This is a genomic window from Alteromonas sp. a30, from assembly GCF_026788005.1.
Taxonomy (GTDB): domain Bacteria; phylum Pseudomonadota; class Gammaproteobacteria; order Enterobacterales; family Alteromonadaceae; genus Paraneptunicella.
Genome location: NZ_JABEPE010000023.1, coordinates 1 through 17,245, shown reverse-complemented (window position 1 = coordinate 17,245; position 17,245 = coordinate 1). Strand labels below are relative to the sequence as shown.

Sequence of the window (17,245 nt, the reverse complement as noted above, 5' to 3'; positions counted from 1 at the left end):
TTTTAGAAAAAACTCAATAATTGAGTTCTGAATGCGCTATATCGAACTTACTTTTACGATATTAGCGATTTAAATCTCGATTTTCAAAAGGGTATGAGCGTTGGAGGTAAAGCGGGGAGCGCGGAGGAGACACAGCCGTAAAAAACGGCTGTGTGAATATAAGTGAAATTATTCAATGTTGGGTTATCTGTGTACTTTCACTTTTTTAGTGGCGACTAAAGAAGCAGAAATGCGTCTGTTTTTAGCATGTGCTGCCGCAGTATTCGCTTTATCTAACAGTCGCGTTTCGCCGTAGCCTACGGCTTGTAGTCTTGCTGCGGAAATACCATAATCACTAATCAATAATTGGCGAACCGCATTAGCACGCCTTTCTGATAAACCTTGGTTATAGCTGGCATCCCCCGGTGCCGATGTATGTCCTTCGATTTCCGCATGAAGGTCTGGATAACGCTTCATAAAATCAGCAAAGCGCACAATGTCTTCATGGCGCGGATTTCTTATTTCGCTGGAATCATTGGCAAACAACACCGCCATGTTCACACTTTCTTGGGACTCAGTGAACATGCTGCAACCTTTGCTATCTACTTTGTCTGTCATTGGCGTGTTAGGGCACTCATCATGCGCGTCTAAGATACCGTCTTTGTCGGAATCGGCCTGCGCATTGTTTGGCGTATCGGCTTGAAGCGCGCAACCTCTTGCATCAACGGCTTGGCCTCTTGGTGTGTTAGGACACGCATCTTTTGAATTCGGCACACCGTCGTTATCGGAATCTGCTGGTGTACTCGCTCCATACGATGAACCACCAAATAGGTAGGCAACACCAAGCTTCGCACTGTAGTCTTTATGGCTTTGCCCAAAGTCGTGATAAGCCGCAAGCTCGGTAATGATTCGCCACTTATCGTTTAATGCCCAGTGATGACCCACGCCTAAATTGGCTAAACCGTAGCGTCTGTCTAGCTTTTCTTCTTTTAAGCCTGCAAAGAGGTAAGTGTTGCTCTGCCAAGGGAAATACAACGCATCAAAACCAATGCGCGTACCATCGATTTGCGCTTGGCCCGGAAAAGAATCGAGGTTGATTCGAGCAACTTCAATGCGTCCTCCCCAAGATTCAGAAAAACGTGTGCCTAATTCAAGGCCAGCACCTAAACCGCTTTCGTCATCGACGGGAAAATTGAATTTATCTTTGTCTGCATCGTAGTACTCTGCAAAACCGCCAAACCATACTTGATCTTCATTGGCTGTTACACTGGTTACTGACATTGATAACCCTGTGCCTAAAGCAAAGGCCGTAGCCAATGCTAGTGTTTTCTTCTTCATGTGTTCACCTTAAAAACAGGTCTCGTTTGTGTGTGTGTGACATGTATACAACGCATAGCGTTTATGTGCTTAATTTCAATCGTTTCAATAAGATGATAGTCGATGAATAAATAGTGCTCCATTTTATCCTCTATAGAAGAGGGATAAAAGGTTTGCTTGTTAAGCGAAGGAAATGGGCATAAAAAAAGCGGTGAATGTTTCATTAGTCACCGCTTCTTGTTATGAAATTAGGCTAAGTACAATAAGCTTAAGTGCTTATTTGGGCTTTTTGCACTTGCTAACTGAGATGATTTTTGTGCTTACCAACCGCACTGACGGTCTTGGTTTTGCTCATCTAACCATGCTTTTAATGGAGCGAAGTAGTCCAAAATGGCGGTCGCATCCATCTGTTGCGTACCAGTTAGCACTTCAAGCGCCTCTTGCCACGGCTTGCTAGCTCCCATCATTAACATGTTGTTTAGCGCTTCACCCGCCTCTTTGCTACCGGCAATTGAACAACGGTGAACCGGGCCTTCATCGCCTGCAATTTTACAAAGCTCACGGTGGAACTGGAACTGTAAAATGTGTGCTAGGAAGTAACGAGTATAAGGTGTATTACCCGGAATATGGTATTTCGCACCCGGGTCAAAAGCATCAGCAGGGCGTTCCACAGGGGCTTTAACACCTTGATATTGCTCGCGAAGTTCCCACCAGTATTGGTTGTAATCCTCAGGTTTTACTTTGCCTGAGAATACGGCCCAGCGCCATTTATCAACTAATAAGCCAAAGGGGACGAATGCGATTTTATCCATTGCGGTACGTAAAAGCATACCAATATCGTTAGAGGCATCAGGAATTTCCTCTATCAAACCAATGCGTTTTAGGTATTTAGGGGTAACTGATAATGCGATAGTGTCGCCAATCGCTTCATGAAACCCGTCGTTTGCGGAGCCTTGGAAGAACATTGGTTGTTTGTTGTATGCGCGTTGATAGAAGTTGTGGCCTAGCTCATGGTGAATAACCGCAAATTCTTCGCCCGTTTTTTGGATACACATTTTAATGCGTAGGTCGTCAACAGAATCCAAGTTCCAAGCTGAAGCGTGACAAACTACATCGCGGTCCGCAGGTTGAGTGAACTGTGAACGCTCCCAGAAGGTCTCAGGAAGCGGCTCAAATCCTAGGCTGGTGAAGAAGGCTTCAGCGCCTTTTACCATTTTAATTTCATCGTAGCCTTTTTCTTCAAGCGCTTTGGTCACATCAACCACTTGCATTTCTTGTTCTGGTTTTGCGACATCGTAAATGTTGGACCAAGTTTGTGCCCACATGTTACCTAGTAAATGTGCAGGGATAGGCTCGTCCTGCGCGACAATGTCTGTGCCATAAGTTTCGCCCAATTTAGCACGAACGTGGCAGTGCAATGCATCATAGAAAGGCTTAACTTGGCCCCATAAACGATCCAGCTCTTGCTCGAAATCGTCGGCTGGCATGTCGTAGCCACCGCGCCATAATTCGCTGATGTCTTTAAAGCCGAGTTCTTGTGCGCCTTGATTAGCAATTTCGGCTTGCTCAACATATAAATCTTTCATTGGTGGTGACACTTCTCGCCAACCTTTCCAAGCTTCAAGCAATAAATCCGCATCGCGCTCATTTGCCATCATATTGGCCATGTCTGTTAGGCCCCAGCAGGTGCCATCTTCACGGCAGTAACGACCAGAACCATACATGCCTTCCATTTGGGTGCCGATTTGCGCTAAACGCTCAGACTTTTCGGCATCTGAAGGCGCAGGCAAGGTGAGTGAATAACGTAAACCATCTAGCATGCGGCGGGAAGCTGCATCTAACTCTACGTTATTAAATTTCGCTGATTCTTTGGCAATTTCAGTGGCTCTGCTGGAAAGCTTTTCGCCTAAATAAGCCGCAACCGCTGCGGTATCTTGATTAATATAAGTTTGGTAAGCCCATGCTGCCTGTGATGCAGGGTGTTGTAGTTTCGTTAATTCTTTCTGTGATGCGTCTAAGAAGGCTTTGGCTTCTGCCGCAGTGGGTTGAGCAGTGACCTTGCTTGTTGTTTTGTTGCTGTCGTCTGTGCAACCGGCGGTGCCAAGAGCGGCCGCAATCATTAGCGCTAAGCTGGAGGCTTTAGCTGTTCTCATAATTATTATCCCGATGATTGGTTGTTTATTTTTGACGGACTGTTGAAGCCGCCCGTTAATTTGAGCTTGTTTTGCTAGTTTGTGAGTGTTGCCTCACTTCGGGTAGCAAAACATCCCGGTAGGGGAAAAGCGGTTAAAGACGGGAGTATAAACATAAAAAGAACCCGAAACATAGTCTACATAACGCAACCCAATGTTATTTATCTCGTAAGAATGCGCGTGACAGGGTTGCACTTTGTTATTCATGTCGATACAGTCAAAACATTGTTATTCAATGTCGCTTGGGCCTGTGACCACTAAAGATAAAATTCTCGACACCGCTGAACTTCTTTTCTCTGATCTTGGATTTGATAACACTTCTTTGCGTTCTATTACGAGTAAAGCCGATGTAAATCTCGCTTCTGTAAATTACCATTTTGGCTCAAAAAAAGAGTTAATTCAGGCGGTTATGGAACGTTATTTAAGTGTGCTGATGCCCGCAATAGATGAAAAGCTCACACAGTTAACCAGCGGTGAAAAACAAGTAAAATTGACCACCTTGTTCGAAGCAATGGTGGAGCCCATCTTAAAGTTAGATTCCGTTAGGCCCAATGGGGCAAGAACCTTCATGCAGTTGTTTGCTAAAGCCTATTATGAATCACAAGGGCATATGAAGCGGTTCGTAAACGAACGTTATGGCGCGGTGCTTAAACGCTTTAATGCTGTGCTTGTAACAACGGTTCCTCATTTACCCCTTCGAGAGATATTCTGGCGTTGGCATTTTGCATTGGGGTCGTGTGTTTTCACTATGGGGTCGAGTAAAGCTCTCACGGATATGGCTGAGGCCGACTATAAACAGCGTATGGCGGTTGCGGAGTTAATTCGAGGCGTTATTCACTTTATTGCCGCAGGGTTTGCTGCGCCAAGTGTGGAAGACGATGCTACGAATCGCCAGCCTGCTGAAGATATGGCAAGAAGTACGCTATGCCCAGAGAGAGACATAGCGTAATTTGCGCGCTTACTATTCGCTATACAAGCCTAAGTTCGCTTTGGCGTGCGCTTCAAATTCGGTAAAGCCGCCAATATGTTCCTGATCTAAGAAAATTTGAGGTACGGTTTCAACTGGTTTACCTACCGTTTTTTCTAAATCTGCTTTGCTGATGCCTTCCTGATTAATATCAATATATCGATACTTAAAATCATCTCTATCATTATGAAGTTTGTCTGCAACTTCCTTAGCACGTACACAGTAAGGGCAGCCTTCACGTCCAAAAATAACAGCGTACATAAGTTTGTCTCCTGAAGTGGGGGGATACGATCTTGGAGATTCGCGGGTTTATGGTCAAATAGAAATAATTGATAGTAGCTATAGAAAAAATCGAACCCTTATCAATAAAAATACGATAGTGGCTGATTAACGAATCACAAAATAGGCAGGAATTCGTAAAGATTAGGTTAACCATTGGATTCTAAAAAGGATTCTTTTATATTGACCGCTATTCATTCATTTATCTGAAAAAGTCCTACATGTCGCCAATAATGCTCGATCTAGCCGGTTATGAATTATCCCCGGAAGAAAAAGAAATCCTTGCTCATCCTCTTGTTGGAGGCGTAATTTTCTTTACAAGAAATTATCATGATCCACAGCAAGTTGCGGCCTTAGCAACCGCCATTAGGCAACATGCTCATCAACAAGTATTAATCGCCGTTGATCATGAAGGAGGCAGGGTGCAGCGCTTCCGAGATGGTTTTAGCGCGATTCCGGCAATGGGAAGTATTCGGGAAAAATACCCGCACAATATAGAGCAAGCTTGCCAAGCCGCGACCACATTCGGTTGGTTAATGGCATCAGAAGTTCAAGCTTGCAACATCGACATTAGTTTTGCACCTGTACTCGACATACGCGGCATTTCCGATGTGATTGGCGATAGAGGATTCAGTCATGAGCCTGATGAGCTAGTCACCTTGGCGAGTGCCTTCATTCGAGGAATGCATCAAGCGGGAATGAAGTCCACAGGTAAGCATTTTCCCGGACATGGCTCGGTTAAAGAAGACTCTCACGTTGCGATGCCTGTGGATGATCGAGATAAATCATCTATTTTTGCTTTAGACATGGCCATATTTGAGCACATTCACAAACAACAACTTTTGGATGCGGTAATGCCCGCACACGTGATTTATCCCGATGTAGATGCTTTGCCAGCAGGGTTTTCTCGAGTTTGGATTCAGCAGGTGCTTAGGCAGCAGTTGAATTTCGATGGAGTGGTTTTTTCAGATGATCTTTCCATGCAGGGGGCAACACAAATAGGAGGATTTACAGAAAGAGCCGCAGCAGCACTTGAAGCCGGGTGTGATATGGCGTTGGTATGTAATAACCCTAAGGGAGCAGTCGAAATTCTCGATAATCTGTCGCAAGATTATATTAACGAGGCATCGCAGACACGTTTGCAACGGCTGTGCAAATCCTATCAACAAATGTCGTTCGGTGAATTGAAAACGCAAGCAAGGTGGAATGAAGCCCAGCATCAATTAGAGGCATTTTATGCAGGATAAAGAACATTCATTAGATCAAAACGCTCAAGAAGAACATGGAGCGACTTCCAAGCTGAACCCATTGACCAGCTTCATTATAATAGGCGTTGCCTTGCTTGCATCAGCTGCATTAAGTTTCTTTATTATTCAAGCTGGTTACGATAGCAAAATTGGCTGGACTGCTGGCATAACTTTATTTACGGCAGTGCTTTGGGTCACAGAAGCCTTGCCTATCCCTGTTGCCTCATTGATTCCTTTTTTCGCTTTTCCCTTCGCTGGCGTGCTTAGCCACAAAGAAGCTGCGTCTTCGCTAGGCAGTCATGTGATTTTATTGTTGATGGGGGGCTTCATGCTTTCCAAAGGCTTAGAAAAGTCGGGAGTTCATCGTCGTTTTGCCCTGTACATGATAAAAATTACAGGGGGGCGCAGCGCCACTCGCTTGGTACTTGCGTTTATGCTCACTTCAGCGCTGCTAAGTATGTGGATCTCAAATACCGCTACTACACTCATGCTTATGCCCATTGCGTTAGCTATTTTGCAACCGGATACCGACAAACGTGTCACCGTTGCGCTTTTGCTTGGCATTGCTTTCGCTGCGAATATCGGAGGCGTTGGGACGCCAATTGGCACGCCGCCTAATATTATCTTTATGAGTGTGTATCAAGAGCACACAGGTAATGAAATCGCCTTCTTAGATTGGATGAAAACCGGTGTACCAATCGTTTTCCTATCTATTCCCATTATGGCCTTTTGGTTAACCAGAGGGCTCGGACAAATAGGGCGTTTCCAGTTGCCCTCGGTTGATGCTTGGCAAACTCAAGAAAAGCGAGTGCTGTGGGTATTTGCTGTTGTGGCAATTGCTTGGATGACTCGACCCTTTTGGACACAAGCGCTGCAACTTACTACCGTTGGAGACAGTACCATTGCCTTAGCTGGTGTGGTTGCGATGTTTTTAGTGCGTTCAGGCAAAGGGGACGAGCGTTTATTGGATTGGCGAACCGCGAATGATATTCCTTGGGGTATGCTGTTACTTTTTGCGGGGGGAATTTGTGTTGCCAAGGCATTTACTGCGTCAGGATTGAGCCAAGAAATCGGGCACTTTTTAGCCGGGTTAAATGCGCTTCCGCTGTTTTTATTAATTTTTACGCTTTGTGTTTTTGTGACTTTCTTAACCGAAATTACATCGAACACTGCAACGGCAACATTATTGATGCCGATACTCGCTCTTACGGGCACCTCAATGGGTGTTGAACCTGCGTTGTTAATGATTCCTGCGGCAATTAGTGCAAGTTGTGCTTTTATGTTGCCTGTAGCAACAGCGCCAAATGCCATTGTTTATGCCACCAATAAGTTTACGATCCGAACCATGGCAAAAGAAGGCGTGGTATTAAATATTTTTATTGCCTGTATCGTCTCAGGCGTAGCGTATATTAGCTTGGGTTAAATTTATTCATCCTTCCTAAGCCCTCTATTCTTACGGGGGCTTTTTGTTCAAAAAAATAACCATTTATGTAATTGATTACATCCCTTTACATTCGTGTAGAATACTAAAAATAAATTCAAGTCGTAATTTATCTATTTTCATAAGCATTATTTTTCACAATACCTATAAAGTTGCAATTTTTATTCACTCAATAAAATTACCTTTATGGTGTATTGAATACCATTTTATGAATTTTGTTATTAACGATTTGTGAAATAAAATTCCAATTTAATCGCTTGTTAACCATTGATAAATAAAGAAAAAGTGAAAAAAAAGAAAAATAATTCACTTTTATCTTGTTGGTTCTTTCTGTGTTTATAATTTACCTAATGGTAATAAAATGGCCTTGTTGACCTTTAGGTTGGTTTTACGCATCATCCGCTGGGAAAATAAAGAATGTTGTTCGCAATAATAAGAAAAGTGTTCTGGATCTATACGTTTACTTTTTATTTACTTGCAGTTAATTGAGCGGGTTTTTTGCTGAAAATCTTTCACCTTTATTTACAGGTGTTTAAATTTTCCATTCTATTTTCACCCAAATTAACGACTTCTTAGCCAGCTCATAAGTAGAAAAGTATTGCGGTTGTGTTTCAGCTAATTGGAGCAGACTGATATGTCAAAACAAAACGAAATTTCGCCTACGATTCCATTGAATAAGCGCCAGCTTGGTTTGTGGTTAGTGCAACAAAAGTACCCGGAAAATGCAAACTACAACGTCAGTACCGCATTTCGAATAAACAGTAAGCTGACAACCGAAACAATAGCGCATTTGGTTATCCAGTTTTTCAATTTACATCCCGCATTTAGAACACATGTGTACGTCGATAATGGTGTGCCGATGCAAAAAGTCTTGCCTGAATGGAAGGGCAAAGTGAATGTTTATCAGAAAGACTTAGGCATGAGTGTGGATGAACAAATGGAAGCGTTAGCAAGGATACCCTTTGATTTTAATGCTGGCTTTTTATCCCGTATTAACTTAATTGAGGTCGAGCCGAACATCGTTATTATTCACTTGTTGTTTCACCATATGGTTGTTGATGGGACAACAAGCCGGATTATTGCAGAAGGCTTAAATAAGCAATTTTTGTCGCACTTTTCCAGTGGGGAAGCCGCACCGGAAAGTTACTCAGCAGAACGTTATTTTGATGCCATTCAACAACATGATGAATTGAACGATACGGCTTTAGCTTATTGGGATGCGCAACTAGATGGAATTAGCCTAAATGTAGATTTAGGCGCGGAGGTTTTGCATCAGGATGATATTGGTACATCTCAAGACGCCGACTTTAATCTTCGGCACACGTTAAGTTATGACTTTGTTTTTGATGCGGAATTGAGTGCTAAAATTCGTCAATACAGCAAAAGCAATCGGAGCACACCGTTTTGTTTTGTTAGCGCAATTTACGGCGTCATGCTGAATCGTTGTTTTCGTGCTAATGACTTCTGTATCGGTTATGTGCGCGATGTTCGCTCAAAGTCAGACGCTCAAATCCCCGGGTATTTTGTCGAAAATGTGCCGCTCGCGTTTAGCTTTAATGATGATGTTTCCGGCAGTCATATGTTGCGCTCATTGCGAGCCGATTTATTAAACCATCGTAATGTCGGCAATGTTTCGGCATCGGCGTTAATCGAATACCTTCGGGAAAAGAATGCGTCTCATGGCGGTGAGTTGAATGTCACCATCGGACAGACAATATTCAGTAGTTATCGGTTTGGCGACGATCAAAAACATAATCATATCGATGTGACGCCTTTAGCAACGCGTGTCGGGATCCTCGACACAGATCTCACATTAATGATGGATACCACACAAGAAGCCATTCGTCTGAGATTGAATTGCGATGCGTCATTGTTTAATGATTTTTCAATGAAAGCGATGGAACAAACATTGCGGCAGCTAGCAAGCCAAATGCTGGAACATGGAGACATGCCGGTTCAATCATGGGAATTACTGGCTAAACAGCCGTTGCAAGAATTGCAACAAGGCTTGGGTTATCACTCCAGAGGCATCGGCAACGATAAAACCTTTTATGACATTTTCCAGCGACGAGTCGATTCCTTAAGCGATCACCTCGCCATTATTGATAGTGAACGCCAGTATTCCTATGCCCAAGTGTCGAAATTGGTGAATGTGGTGGCAAACCAGTTGCGTCGGGAAGGAGTCAAGTCTGGTGATAATGTTGCGCTTTGTTTGGAGCGGGGCATTGCCATGATGGTGTCGGTTTTAGCGATCCATAAAGCTGGAGCCGCTTACGTCCCACTTGATCCCTCTTTTCCAATGGAGCGATTACAGTCGATTTTGCAGGATAGCAAAGTGCAAGTGGTGGTGGCCAACAAAAGCATGCTTCCTCAGTTTCATGCCTTAGGTGCGCCGGAATTATCGTTGATGAGTGCGGAATCCTTGTTGGCTTGTGATGATGTTTCGATGCAAACAACGCTTCCCGCCACGCCGTGTGGACCGGTTGCTATGATTCTGTACACCTCAGGCTCAACCGGTAAACCAAAAGGCGTGGAGGTGAAACACCAAGGGTTAATCAATTCCTTATGCGATTTTCATCATGAATGCCCAATGTCACCCGGCGATCGTATCTTATTCAAAGAGAACTACATCTTTGATGCCAGTGTGTGGGGACTTTTCTCTTGGTTTGTTGGAAAAGGAGCGGCGGTAGTGCTCCCCAGTGGTCAAGAGCGTAATATCGAATACGTAACTGACTTTATTGAACAGTCACATGTTACCCATTTGTTTCTGACACCTTCCATGCTGACTGCGACCATTGATTATTTTGCAAATAAGCCGCACTCGCGCATGTTTCCCACGGTGAAGCATTTGTATATTGGTGCCGAGAAATTCCCTCGGACCACCTTGGAAAAAATCAAACAGCTACAAATAGCGCATTTAAATATTCTGAACCTGTATGGGCCAACAGAGGCAAGCATTTATTGCACTTCTTATCCTGTATTGAATTGGCAACAACGTAGCCTCAATGTGCCGATAGGCAAGGCCATCGCTAACATGCGCTTATATGTTGTTGATGAGAATATGAAACTATTGCCGCCGGGGTTTGCTGGGGAACTTTGCGTGTCGGGGCGGGGACTGGCCCAAGGCTATCGCAATATGCCAGAAAAAAGTGCCGAAATGTTTTTGGACAACCCATTTATGCCAGATTTACCGGAAGAAGAATTCGGGCGTTTATACCGCACTGGGGATTTGGTAAGAATGCTCGAAGATGGCAATTTGGAGTATCTTGGACGGATTGATACCCAAGTTAAAATTCGCGGTTTACGCATTGAATTAGGAGAAATAGAGGAACGTTTGCGAACGCATCCAGCAGTAAGTGAAGTGGTAGCGGTTGTTAAACAAACCCAAGTAGGACCTGCAATCGCGGCTTATGTAACAACCAAAAAAGAGGTTAGTTTGCCAGAGCCTCAAATTTTGAAAGATCATTTGTCCCAGTTTCTTCCGGGATACATGGTGCCGCAGTATTTTCAATTCTTGGATACTATTCCCACAACGGCGTCAGGAAAGCTTGATAGAAAACATTTAGAAAACATGGCGTTGTCGATAGAAGACGACACCGCTCCACAAGATATTGAACAAGCCATCGCGCAAAAAGCGAGCATAACCGAGTTAGAAAATCGCTTGTTGGTTATCTGGCAAGAGGCTCTACAGCGAAAAGATATTGGCAAGCACGATAGCTTTTTCGACTTAGGTGGGCACTCTTTGTTGATAACCGTTGTCACCCAAAAAATTCAGGAAGAACTTGGGCTGAGCGTGTCGGTAACGGAGTTTTTTAGATTTCCCAATATTCGTGATTTGAGCCGCTTTTTATCGTCTTCTCATGATGTGTCGCATCTGGTTACTCACTCAGAACATGCCGCTCCAGCGCTGCAAGAAAACGAACCTATCGCCGTTATCGGAATGGCTTGCCGCTTTCCGGGGGCAGAGAATGTGGAACAGTTTTGGGAAAACTTATGTCAAGGCGTGGAAGGGATCCGTGAATTTACTGACGATGAGTTAGCACGAGGGCCAGAGCCTTATGCACTGTACTCTCAACCCAATTACGTTAAACGTAAAGGGGTGATCAACAATCCCACGCATTTTGATGCAGGCTTTTTCGGTTACAGCCCCAAAGAAGCTATGATTATCGATCCTCAGCAGCGCTTGTTCCTAGAAGAAGCCTATCATGCCTTGGAAGATGGCGGATACAGCGACATCAGTCGGCCCCAAAATGTGGGTGTTTACGGTGGAGCAGGGTACAACCTATACAACCAAAACTTAAGTGACTATGCACGGCAAGGTCGAGGTGTTTCTGGCTATCAAATCATGATGGGCAATGCCACAGACTTCCTTTGTACACGAGTTGCTTACAAATTAAATCTATCCGGTCCTGCAATTACAACACAGACCGCCTGTTCGACATCGCTTGTCGCCGTAGAAAGAGCATGTGCCGATTTACGCGCGGGACGTTGTGAAATGGCATTAGCAGGTGGAGTATCCTTGATAAGCGGCATCGAAGATAGCGGTTACACTTATCAAGAAGGTATGATTATGTCTCCTGACGGGCATTGTCGTACCTTTGATGCCAAAGCCAAAGGAACCGTACCCGGACAAGGGGTCGGAGTGGTGTTACTTAAACCGTTATCAAAGGCTGTTGCCGATGGTGATGTTATTCGTGCCGTGATTGCAGGTGCAGCCGTAAATAACGATGCCAATGCGAAAATAGGTTACACAGCGCCCGGGGTGGAGGGACAAAAATCAGTCATTCGTATGGCGCAGAAAAACGCCGGAGTCGATCCCTCTGAAATCAGCTACATCGAAGCTCATGGCACGGCAACACCAATGGGCGACCCAATTGAATTAGCGGCCTTATCGCTAGCCTTTAAAGAAAGCGAACATCCAATAGACGTGAGTAGTTGCGCCATTGGTTCTGTGAAAACCAACTTAGGACATTGCGACACTGCCGCAGGGGTCGCAGGTTTAATTAAAACCGTATTGTGTTTGGAGCACAAAACCCTTGTGCCGAGCCTACATTATGAGTCGCCGAATCGAGAGATTGATTTTACAAGTAGCCCTTTTAGTGTGAACACCGAAACTCGGGCGTGGAAACCAAAATCCACTTCTGATGGAGAGGTAGGGCAATCGTTAAAAGCGGGTGTTAGCGCTTTTGGTATTGGTGGAACAAACGCACATGTGGTGTTAGAGCAAGCACCCTTGCCAGACACAGAATTGCCACAGGTGCCAGCTTCCGCAAAAACAGTATTATTACCGGTTTCAGGTGCGTGTCCTGAGTCGTTAAAAGGCAATATGGCGCGTCTGAAATCTTTCTTACGCGGGAAAGATGCAGGGGAACTCCCAGCCATTGCCGCGACCTTGCAAACGGCGCGCTTTGCCCATGCTTTTAGAGCCTATACCACAGTCGATTTAGCGCAGTGGGAAGAAGGTGCAATCGCGGAATATTCATTGACGTTTTACCCGAAAAAAATCAATTCTCAACAAAAACGTCAACCCGTGTTTGTGTTCAGTGGGGCGCTAAGTTCAGATGCTTTATACGCCTATTTGTCACTGTATCGAGTATTGCCTGCTTATCGGCTAGTGATCGATAACCTCGCAAAAGAGATTGTTATTCCGTGGGAAAACAACATTGAGCGTCTAGCAAATTTTAGTAAAGATGACTTTAACCAACAAGTGATCAGTCCCGAGCAAGCGCAGCTATTAATCATCATTCTAGAAGTTGGGCTCGCTCACTTTTATAACGAATTAGGCGTGAATTGCGAGGCGGCGATTGGAACTGGGTTCGGGCAGTTTGCAGCGATTTGTTATGCAGGTTCGGCCAATATCAATGAAATCATTGAACATATTCTTTATTTACAAGCCGATTGCATTCAGCAAATCACCATCTCTTCTCCTAAACTACCGCTCGGGCTAGCCACCGGGAACCATTGGCTCCCTGCCAAAGCGGCGGCAACGGATTTAACGCTGTGCGCTTTAGATTTGAATAGTGTCTATGACATTCAATCTAATGAAGATGCAGTATTGTCGGAGGTTGACGCTCCGTTATACATGGGAACCGTGAAGCAAAAAAACGCGCAGGAGGCTACGCCATATTTTGCCCTTGAAGAAACCCATAGCGCTGCCCAAATGCTACCTGAGTTGCAACTCATGTTGGCAAGCTTGTGGGCTCAAGGGCATCAAATCGACTGGAAAAAACTCTATCAAGAAGCGTGCTTACGTAAAGTTAGCTTGTTTGGCTATGAGTTTGATTCCCATGAATTTTATGTTGTTAAACCTGTTGAAGTATCGGCTGCCCAAGAACACGCTGGAGTGTCTAACAAGAGCGATGAAACCAACTCAAGTGACAAAGAAGAAAAAGGCTTTGACATTAATAACTTTGACCCCGAACAAGTGAAGTGGGCGCTTTCGGGGATTTGGCAAAAATGTTTTGATAGCAAACCCGAAAATCTGGACGATAGTTTCTTCGAATTGGGAGGCGAATCCATCATGGGTATGGGGTTGATTGATGACTTAAACGAATATTTTGATTTGTCTTTATCTTCCAACATCATTTATGAAGTACCCACATTAAACGCACTCACCGAATACGTGCTCGGGCTGTTAGTTCAAAAGCGTGACGAAGCCCACTCTGTTTCAGCAAAAATCTCAAGGTTGTGGCGAGAGCATCTTGAAGTGTCCGGTACCGATAAACAAGATGATTTCTTCGCGCTAGGCGGCGATTCCATCATGGCGCTTGGATTAGTGGATGACATTAATCAAACGTTTTCCACCAATATTACCAGCAATAGCCTATACGACACGCCCACACTAGGGCAGCTTATTGAGAGCGTAGAAGCATCGGTGCAGCCGGACCCTAACGAGCATGTATTGCATCAGCAAAAAGGACAATGCAACGCAGTTTCCAATTTGGCAAAGACAAACTCGCTTCAAGATACTCAATCTTCAGCGCATAGCGCATTGGTATTATTGCAATCGGGCTCTAACGATAAATTACCCCCAATATTCCTTGTTCATGCTGCGGGCGGTGGTTTAATTCAGTTTTCCCATATCATCAAAAGGTTGGGTGAAAGCTATACCGTGTATGGGTTTGAGTCGCCAACGCCACTAACGCAAAGAAGTATTGAAGCGTTGGCTGATACTTATATAGATGCGCTGTTATCAGCCTTCCCGGATGAGACTTCATTCGTGTTAGGAGGGCATTCATTTGGTCCTGTTGTTGCGCTAGAAATGGCGCATCAACTGCGAGCAGAGGGGTATCGCATTATTGATATGTTGTTAATTGATCCTCCGGGGCCAGGTAAAATGCCTAAACGAGCGGAAACCTACGATGATATTTTACTGCATTTGAATGATGGCACTGTGGCGCTAGATGTTTCGGAAATGGCAGCAATGTCGTTGCCGGAAAAGGTGGCTTATTTTAAAGCACAATGTGATAAACAGTTTGGTTTAAGCCTATGGCGCAAGCGCTTTACCATGATCACTGCGAAGTATATTGAGAATTTTAAGGCGCAGTTAGACATGATGTTTGATTACGAGTTTAAGCCGTTAGCGTGTTCTGCAATTTACTTTGAGGCCACGCAGGTTATGCCATTACTGCATGAAGGGATGCACGATGCATGGCGTGAATTGATTCTTGGGGACTTGGTTGTGAAGCCTATTTCTGGAAATCATATTACGATGATTGACGAGCCGGGCGCGGGACAAATCGCGGATGGTATTGTTGAGCGTTTTCAGCAGCGGGGGGAGGTGTAGTTGCTGTAAGCTGTGGTAGCGGGTACATTGGTGCTCGCTACCTTTTATCATCCCCGAAAAGTACGCTTTGCCTTGCTCCAATCCTTCCAAATATTTTGAGAACAGCGCTAACCCTTGGTTCACATGAAAACCCTAGGGGTCTAGCGCATACTAAATTCATATTAAAAACAGTAAGTTATATTTTTTGATTAAATTTTGAACGCCGAAAAAGTGCGTAAAATTCGAGGTTAGCGCAAAATGCCATTTCGCCCCTTGCCAGTTCTGGTTTGCAGAAGGGGCAGTCGCTCCTTCACGGGAGCGTGGATTGAAACATGGTATCCATGCCCGTCATCATCTTCACCGCCAGTCGCTCCTTCACGGGAGCGTGGATTGAAACAACTTTCCAGGATGGATTGCCAATTGATATATCAGGTCGCTCCTTCACGGGAGCGTGGATTGAAACAATTTCAACGACTGCGGTGTATTGATACACCGCGTCGCTCCTTCACGGGAGCGTGGATTGAAACATGACGTTTGAATGAGGGCGTAATTCGTCCGTTTGTCGCTCCTTCACGGGAGCGTGGATTGAAACTATTGCGTCATGGCGAGCCGTCCCGACCGGAAACGTCGCTCCTTCACGGGAGCGTGGATTGAAACGAAAGAAAAACCCCATAAAAAACAATGGGGTTTTGTCGCTCCTTCACGGGAGCGTGGATTGAAACTTGAATCATTAAGCACCTGATAAAAATGTAAGTTGTCGCTCCTTCACGGGAGCGTGGATTGAAACCAATTTTTTTAGATTTTTTTGCAAGCTCATACAAAGTCGCTCCTTCACGGGAGCGTGGATTGAAACCAGATACTCTTTTTAATTGACTCGAACATCCTTTGTCGCTCCTTCACGGGAGCGTGGATTGAAACATCATTGATTGGGGGTGTACGTTTGATCCGCGAAAGTCGCTCCTTCACGGGAGCGTGGATTGAAACAAGACCATCAATAATCTGGCCTGTATCTTGATGCGTCGCTCCTTCACGGGAGCGTGGATTGAAACATCAAATATTCATGGGTCCGTGAACAGGTTGACAAGTCGCTCCTTCACGGGAGCGTGGATTGAAACTATCGTATACTTAACAATGTTATCGTTGCCATTAGTCGCTCCTTCACGGGAGCGTGGATTGAAACTAACAGCTTTTTCTAAGGCTGACATATTTGGCAAGTCGCTCCTTCACGGGAGCGTGGATTGAAACCCTGACTTTAAAATCGTTGGCGAGACTGTAACCAAGTCGCTCCTTCACGGGAGCGTGGATTGAAACAGAATAATCAACATTAGCTAAAAGCATCTGGGCTGTCGCTCCTTCACGGGAGCGTGGATTGAAACGACCGTCTTACCTTTGGCGTAGCCTGTACGATTGTCGCTCCTTCACGGGAGCGTGGATTGAAACTATCCTTGGCACAATGGCATCAATTGGGCGTAAGGTCGCTCCTTCACGGGAGCGTGGATTGAAACGTCGACTCCAAAGGCATTAATTACTGCCGCAAAGTCGCTCCTTCACGGGAGCGTGGATTGAAACGACGAAAGACTGGGAAGCCGAGCTATTTAATTACGTCGCTCCTTCACGGGAGCGTGGATTGAAACTGCGAGACACCTAACGGCAGCACCGGCACCCATAAGGTCGCTCCTTCACGGGAGCGTGGATTGAAACTCGCCCCTGACACTAAATTTTTATCAAGTCGGTTGTCGCTCCTTCACGGGAGCGTGGATTGAAACAAATCCGACTTTACCCTGCGTATATCCGGCGGGGTCGCTCCTTCACGGGAGCGTGGATTGAAACCCCGATTTGGTATCTATCAGCCAATTGCAGCAGTCGCTCCTTCACGGGAGCGTGGATTTATCACTAGAAGCGATGAGTGATATGCCCTTTTAAAACGCTCCGAGACAGGATGTCGAGGTGCAGCGGTCATGGATGACGCAAAGCGTGTTTAAAAAGGGTATTCACTTAGCGCAGAAGCACCACTTAGCGCAGAAGCACCACTTAGCGCAGAAGCACCACTTAGCGCAG

The 17,245-nt window shown here is 45.1% G+C and carries 7 protein-coding genes and 1 CRISPR repeat array; of the genes, 4 read left to right on the top strand and 3 right to left on the bottom strand.

Features of this window, described 5'->3' with window-relative positions; translation table 11 throughout:
* Positions 1 to 183: 183 nt before the first annotated feature.
* Together HJG39_RS16790 and HJG39_RS16785 are read right to left on the bottom strand one after the other, a co-directional pair.
* A complete protein-coding gene (locus HJG39_RS16790; RefSeq protein WP_268411000.1) occupies positions 184 to 1,317 on the bottom strand; it encodes an OmpA family protein in 1,134 nt (377 codons plus the stop codon).
* A 299-nt stretch (positions 1,318 to 1,616) separates the two neighbouring features.
* The gene (locus HJG39_RS16785; RefSeq protein ID WP_268410997.1) at positions 1,617 to 3,449 is read right to left on the bottom strand and encodes a M2 family metallopeptidase; all 1,833 of its coding nucleotides are present in this window, start codon (positions 3,447 to 3,449) and stop codon (positions 1,617 to 1,619) included.
* A 244-nt stretch (positions 3,450 to 3,693) separates the two neighbouring features.
* On the opposite strand from HJG39_RS16785, the gene HJG39_RS16780 reads away from it, so the two are divergent.
* Positions 3,694 to 4,437: a TetR/AcrR family transcriptional regulator gene (locus tag HJG39_RS16780; protein ID WP_268410995.1), complete on the top strand. Its 744-nt coding sequence runs from the start codon at positions 3,694 to 3,696 to the stop codon at positions 4,435 to 4,437.
* 12 nt (positions 4,438 to 4,449) lie between these two features.
* On the opposite strand, the gene HJG39_RS16775 is transcribed toward HJG39_RS16780, so the two are convergent.
* Positions 4,450 to 4,716, bottom strand: a complete 267-nt coding sequence (locus HJG39_RS16775; protein ID WP_268410992.1) for a GrxA family glutaredoxin — start codon at positions 4,714 to 4,716, stop codon at positions 4,450 to 4,452.
* Positions 4,717 to 4,955: 239 nt separating this feature from the next.
* Here HJG39_RS16775 and nagZ point away from each other — a divergent pair, with 239 nt between their 5' ends.
* The 3 genes from nagZ (at position 4,956) to HJG39_RS16760 (ending at position 15,208) form a co-directional block, all read left to right on the top strand.
* Positions 4,956 to 5,981 (top strand): beta-N-acetylhexosaminidase, encoded by a 1,026-nt coding sequence (gene nagZ, locus HJG39_RS16770; RefSeq protein WP_268410989.1) that lies wholly within the window; start codon positions 4,956 to 4,958, stop codon positions 5,979 to 5,981.
* Positions 5,971 to 7,404 (top strand): SLC13 family permease, encoded by a 1,434-nt coding sequence (locus HJG39_RS16765; protein WP_268410988.1) that lies wholly within the window; start codon positions 5,971 to 5,973, stop codon positions 7,402 to 7,404. Before nagZ ends, HJG39_RS16765 begins: the two co-directional genes overlap by 11 nt.
* A gap of 652 nt (positions 7,405 to 8,056) precedes the next feature.
* On the top strand, positions 8,057 to 15,208 hold the full coding sequence (locus HJG39_RS16760; RefSeq protein ID WP_268410985.1) for a non-ribosomal peptide synthetase: 7,152 nt from the start codon (positions 8,057 to 8,059) through the stop codon (positions 15,206 to 15,208).
* Positions 15,209 to 15,488: 280 nt separating this feature from the next.
* A CRISPR array of direct repeats spans positions 15,489 to 17,080; the repeat unit is 31 nt; unit sequence GTCGCTCCTTCACGGGAGCGTGGATTGAAAC.
* Between the last annotated feature and the right edge of the window lie 165 nt (positions 17,081 to 17,245).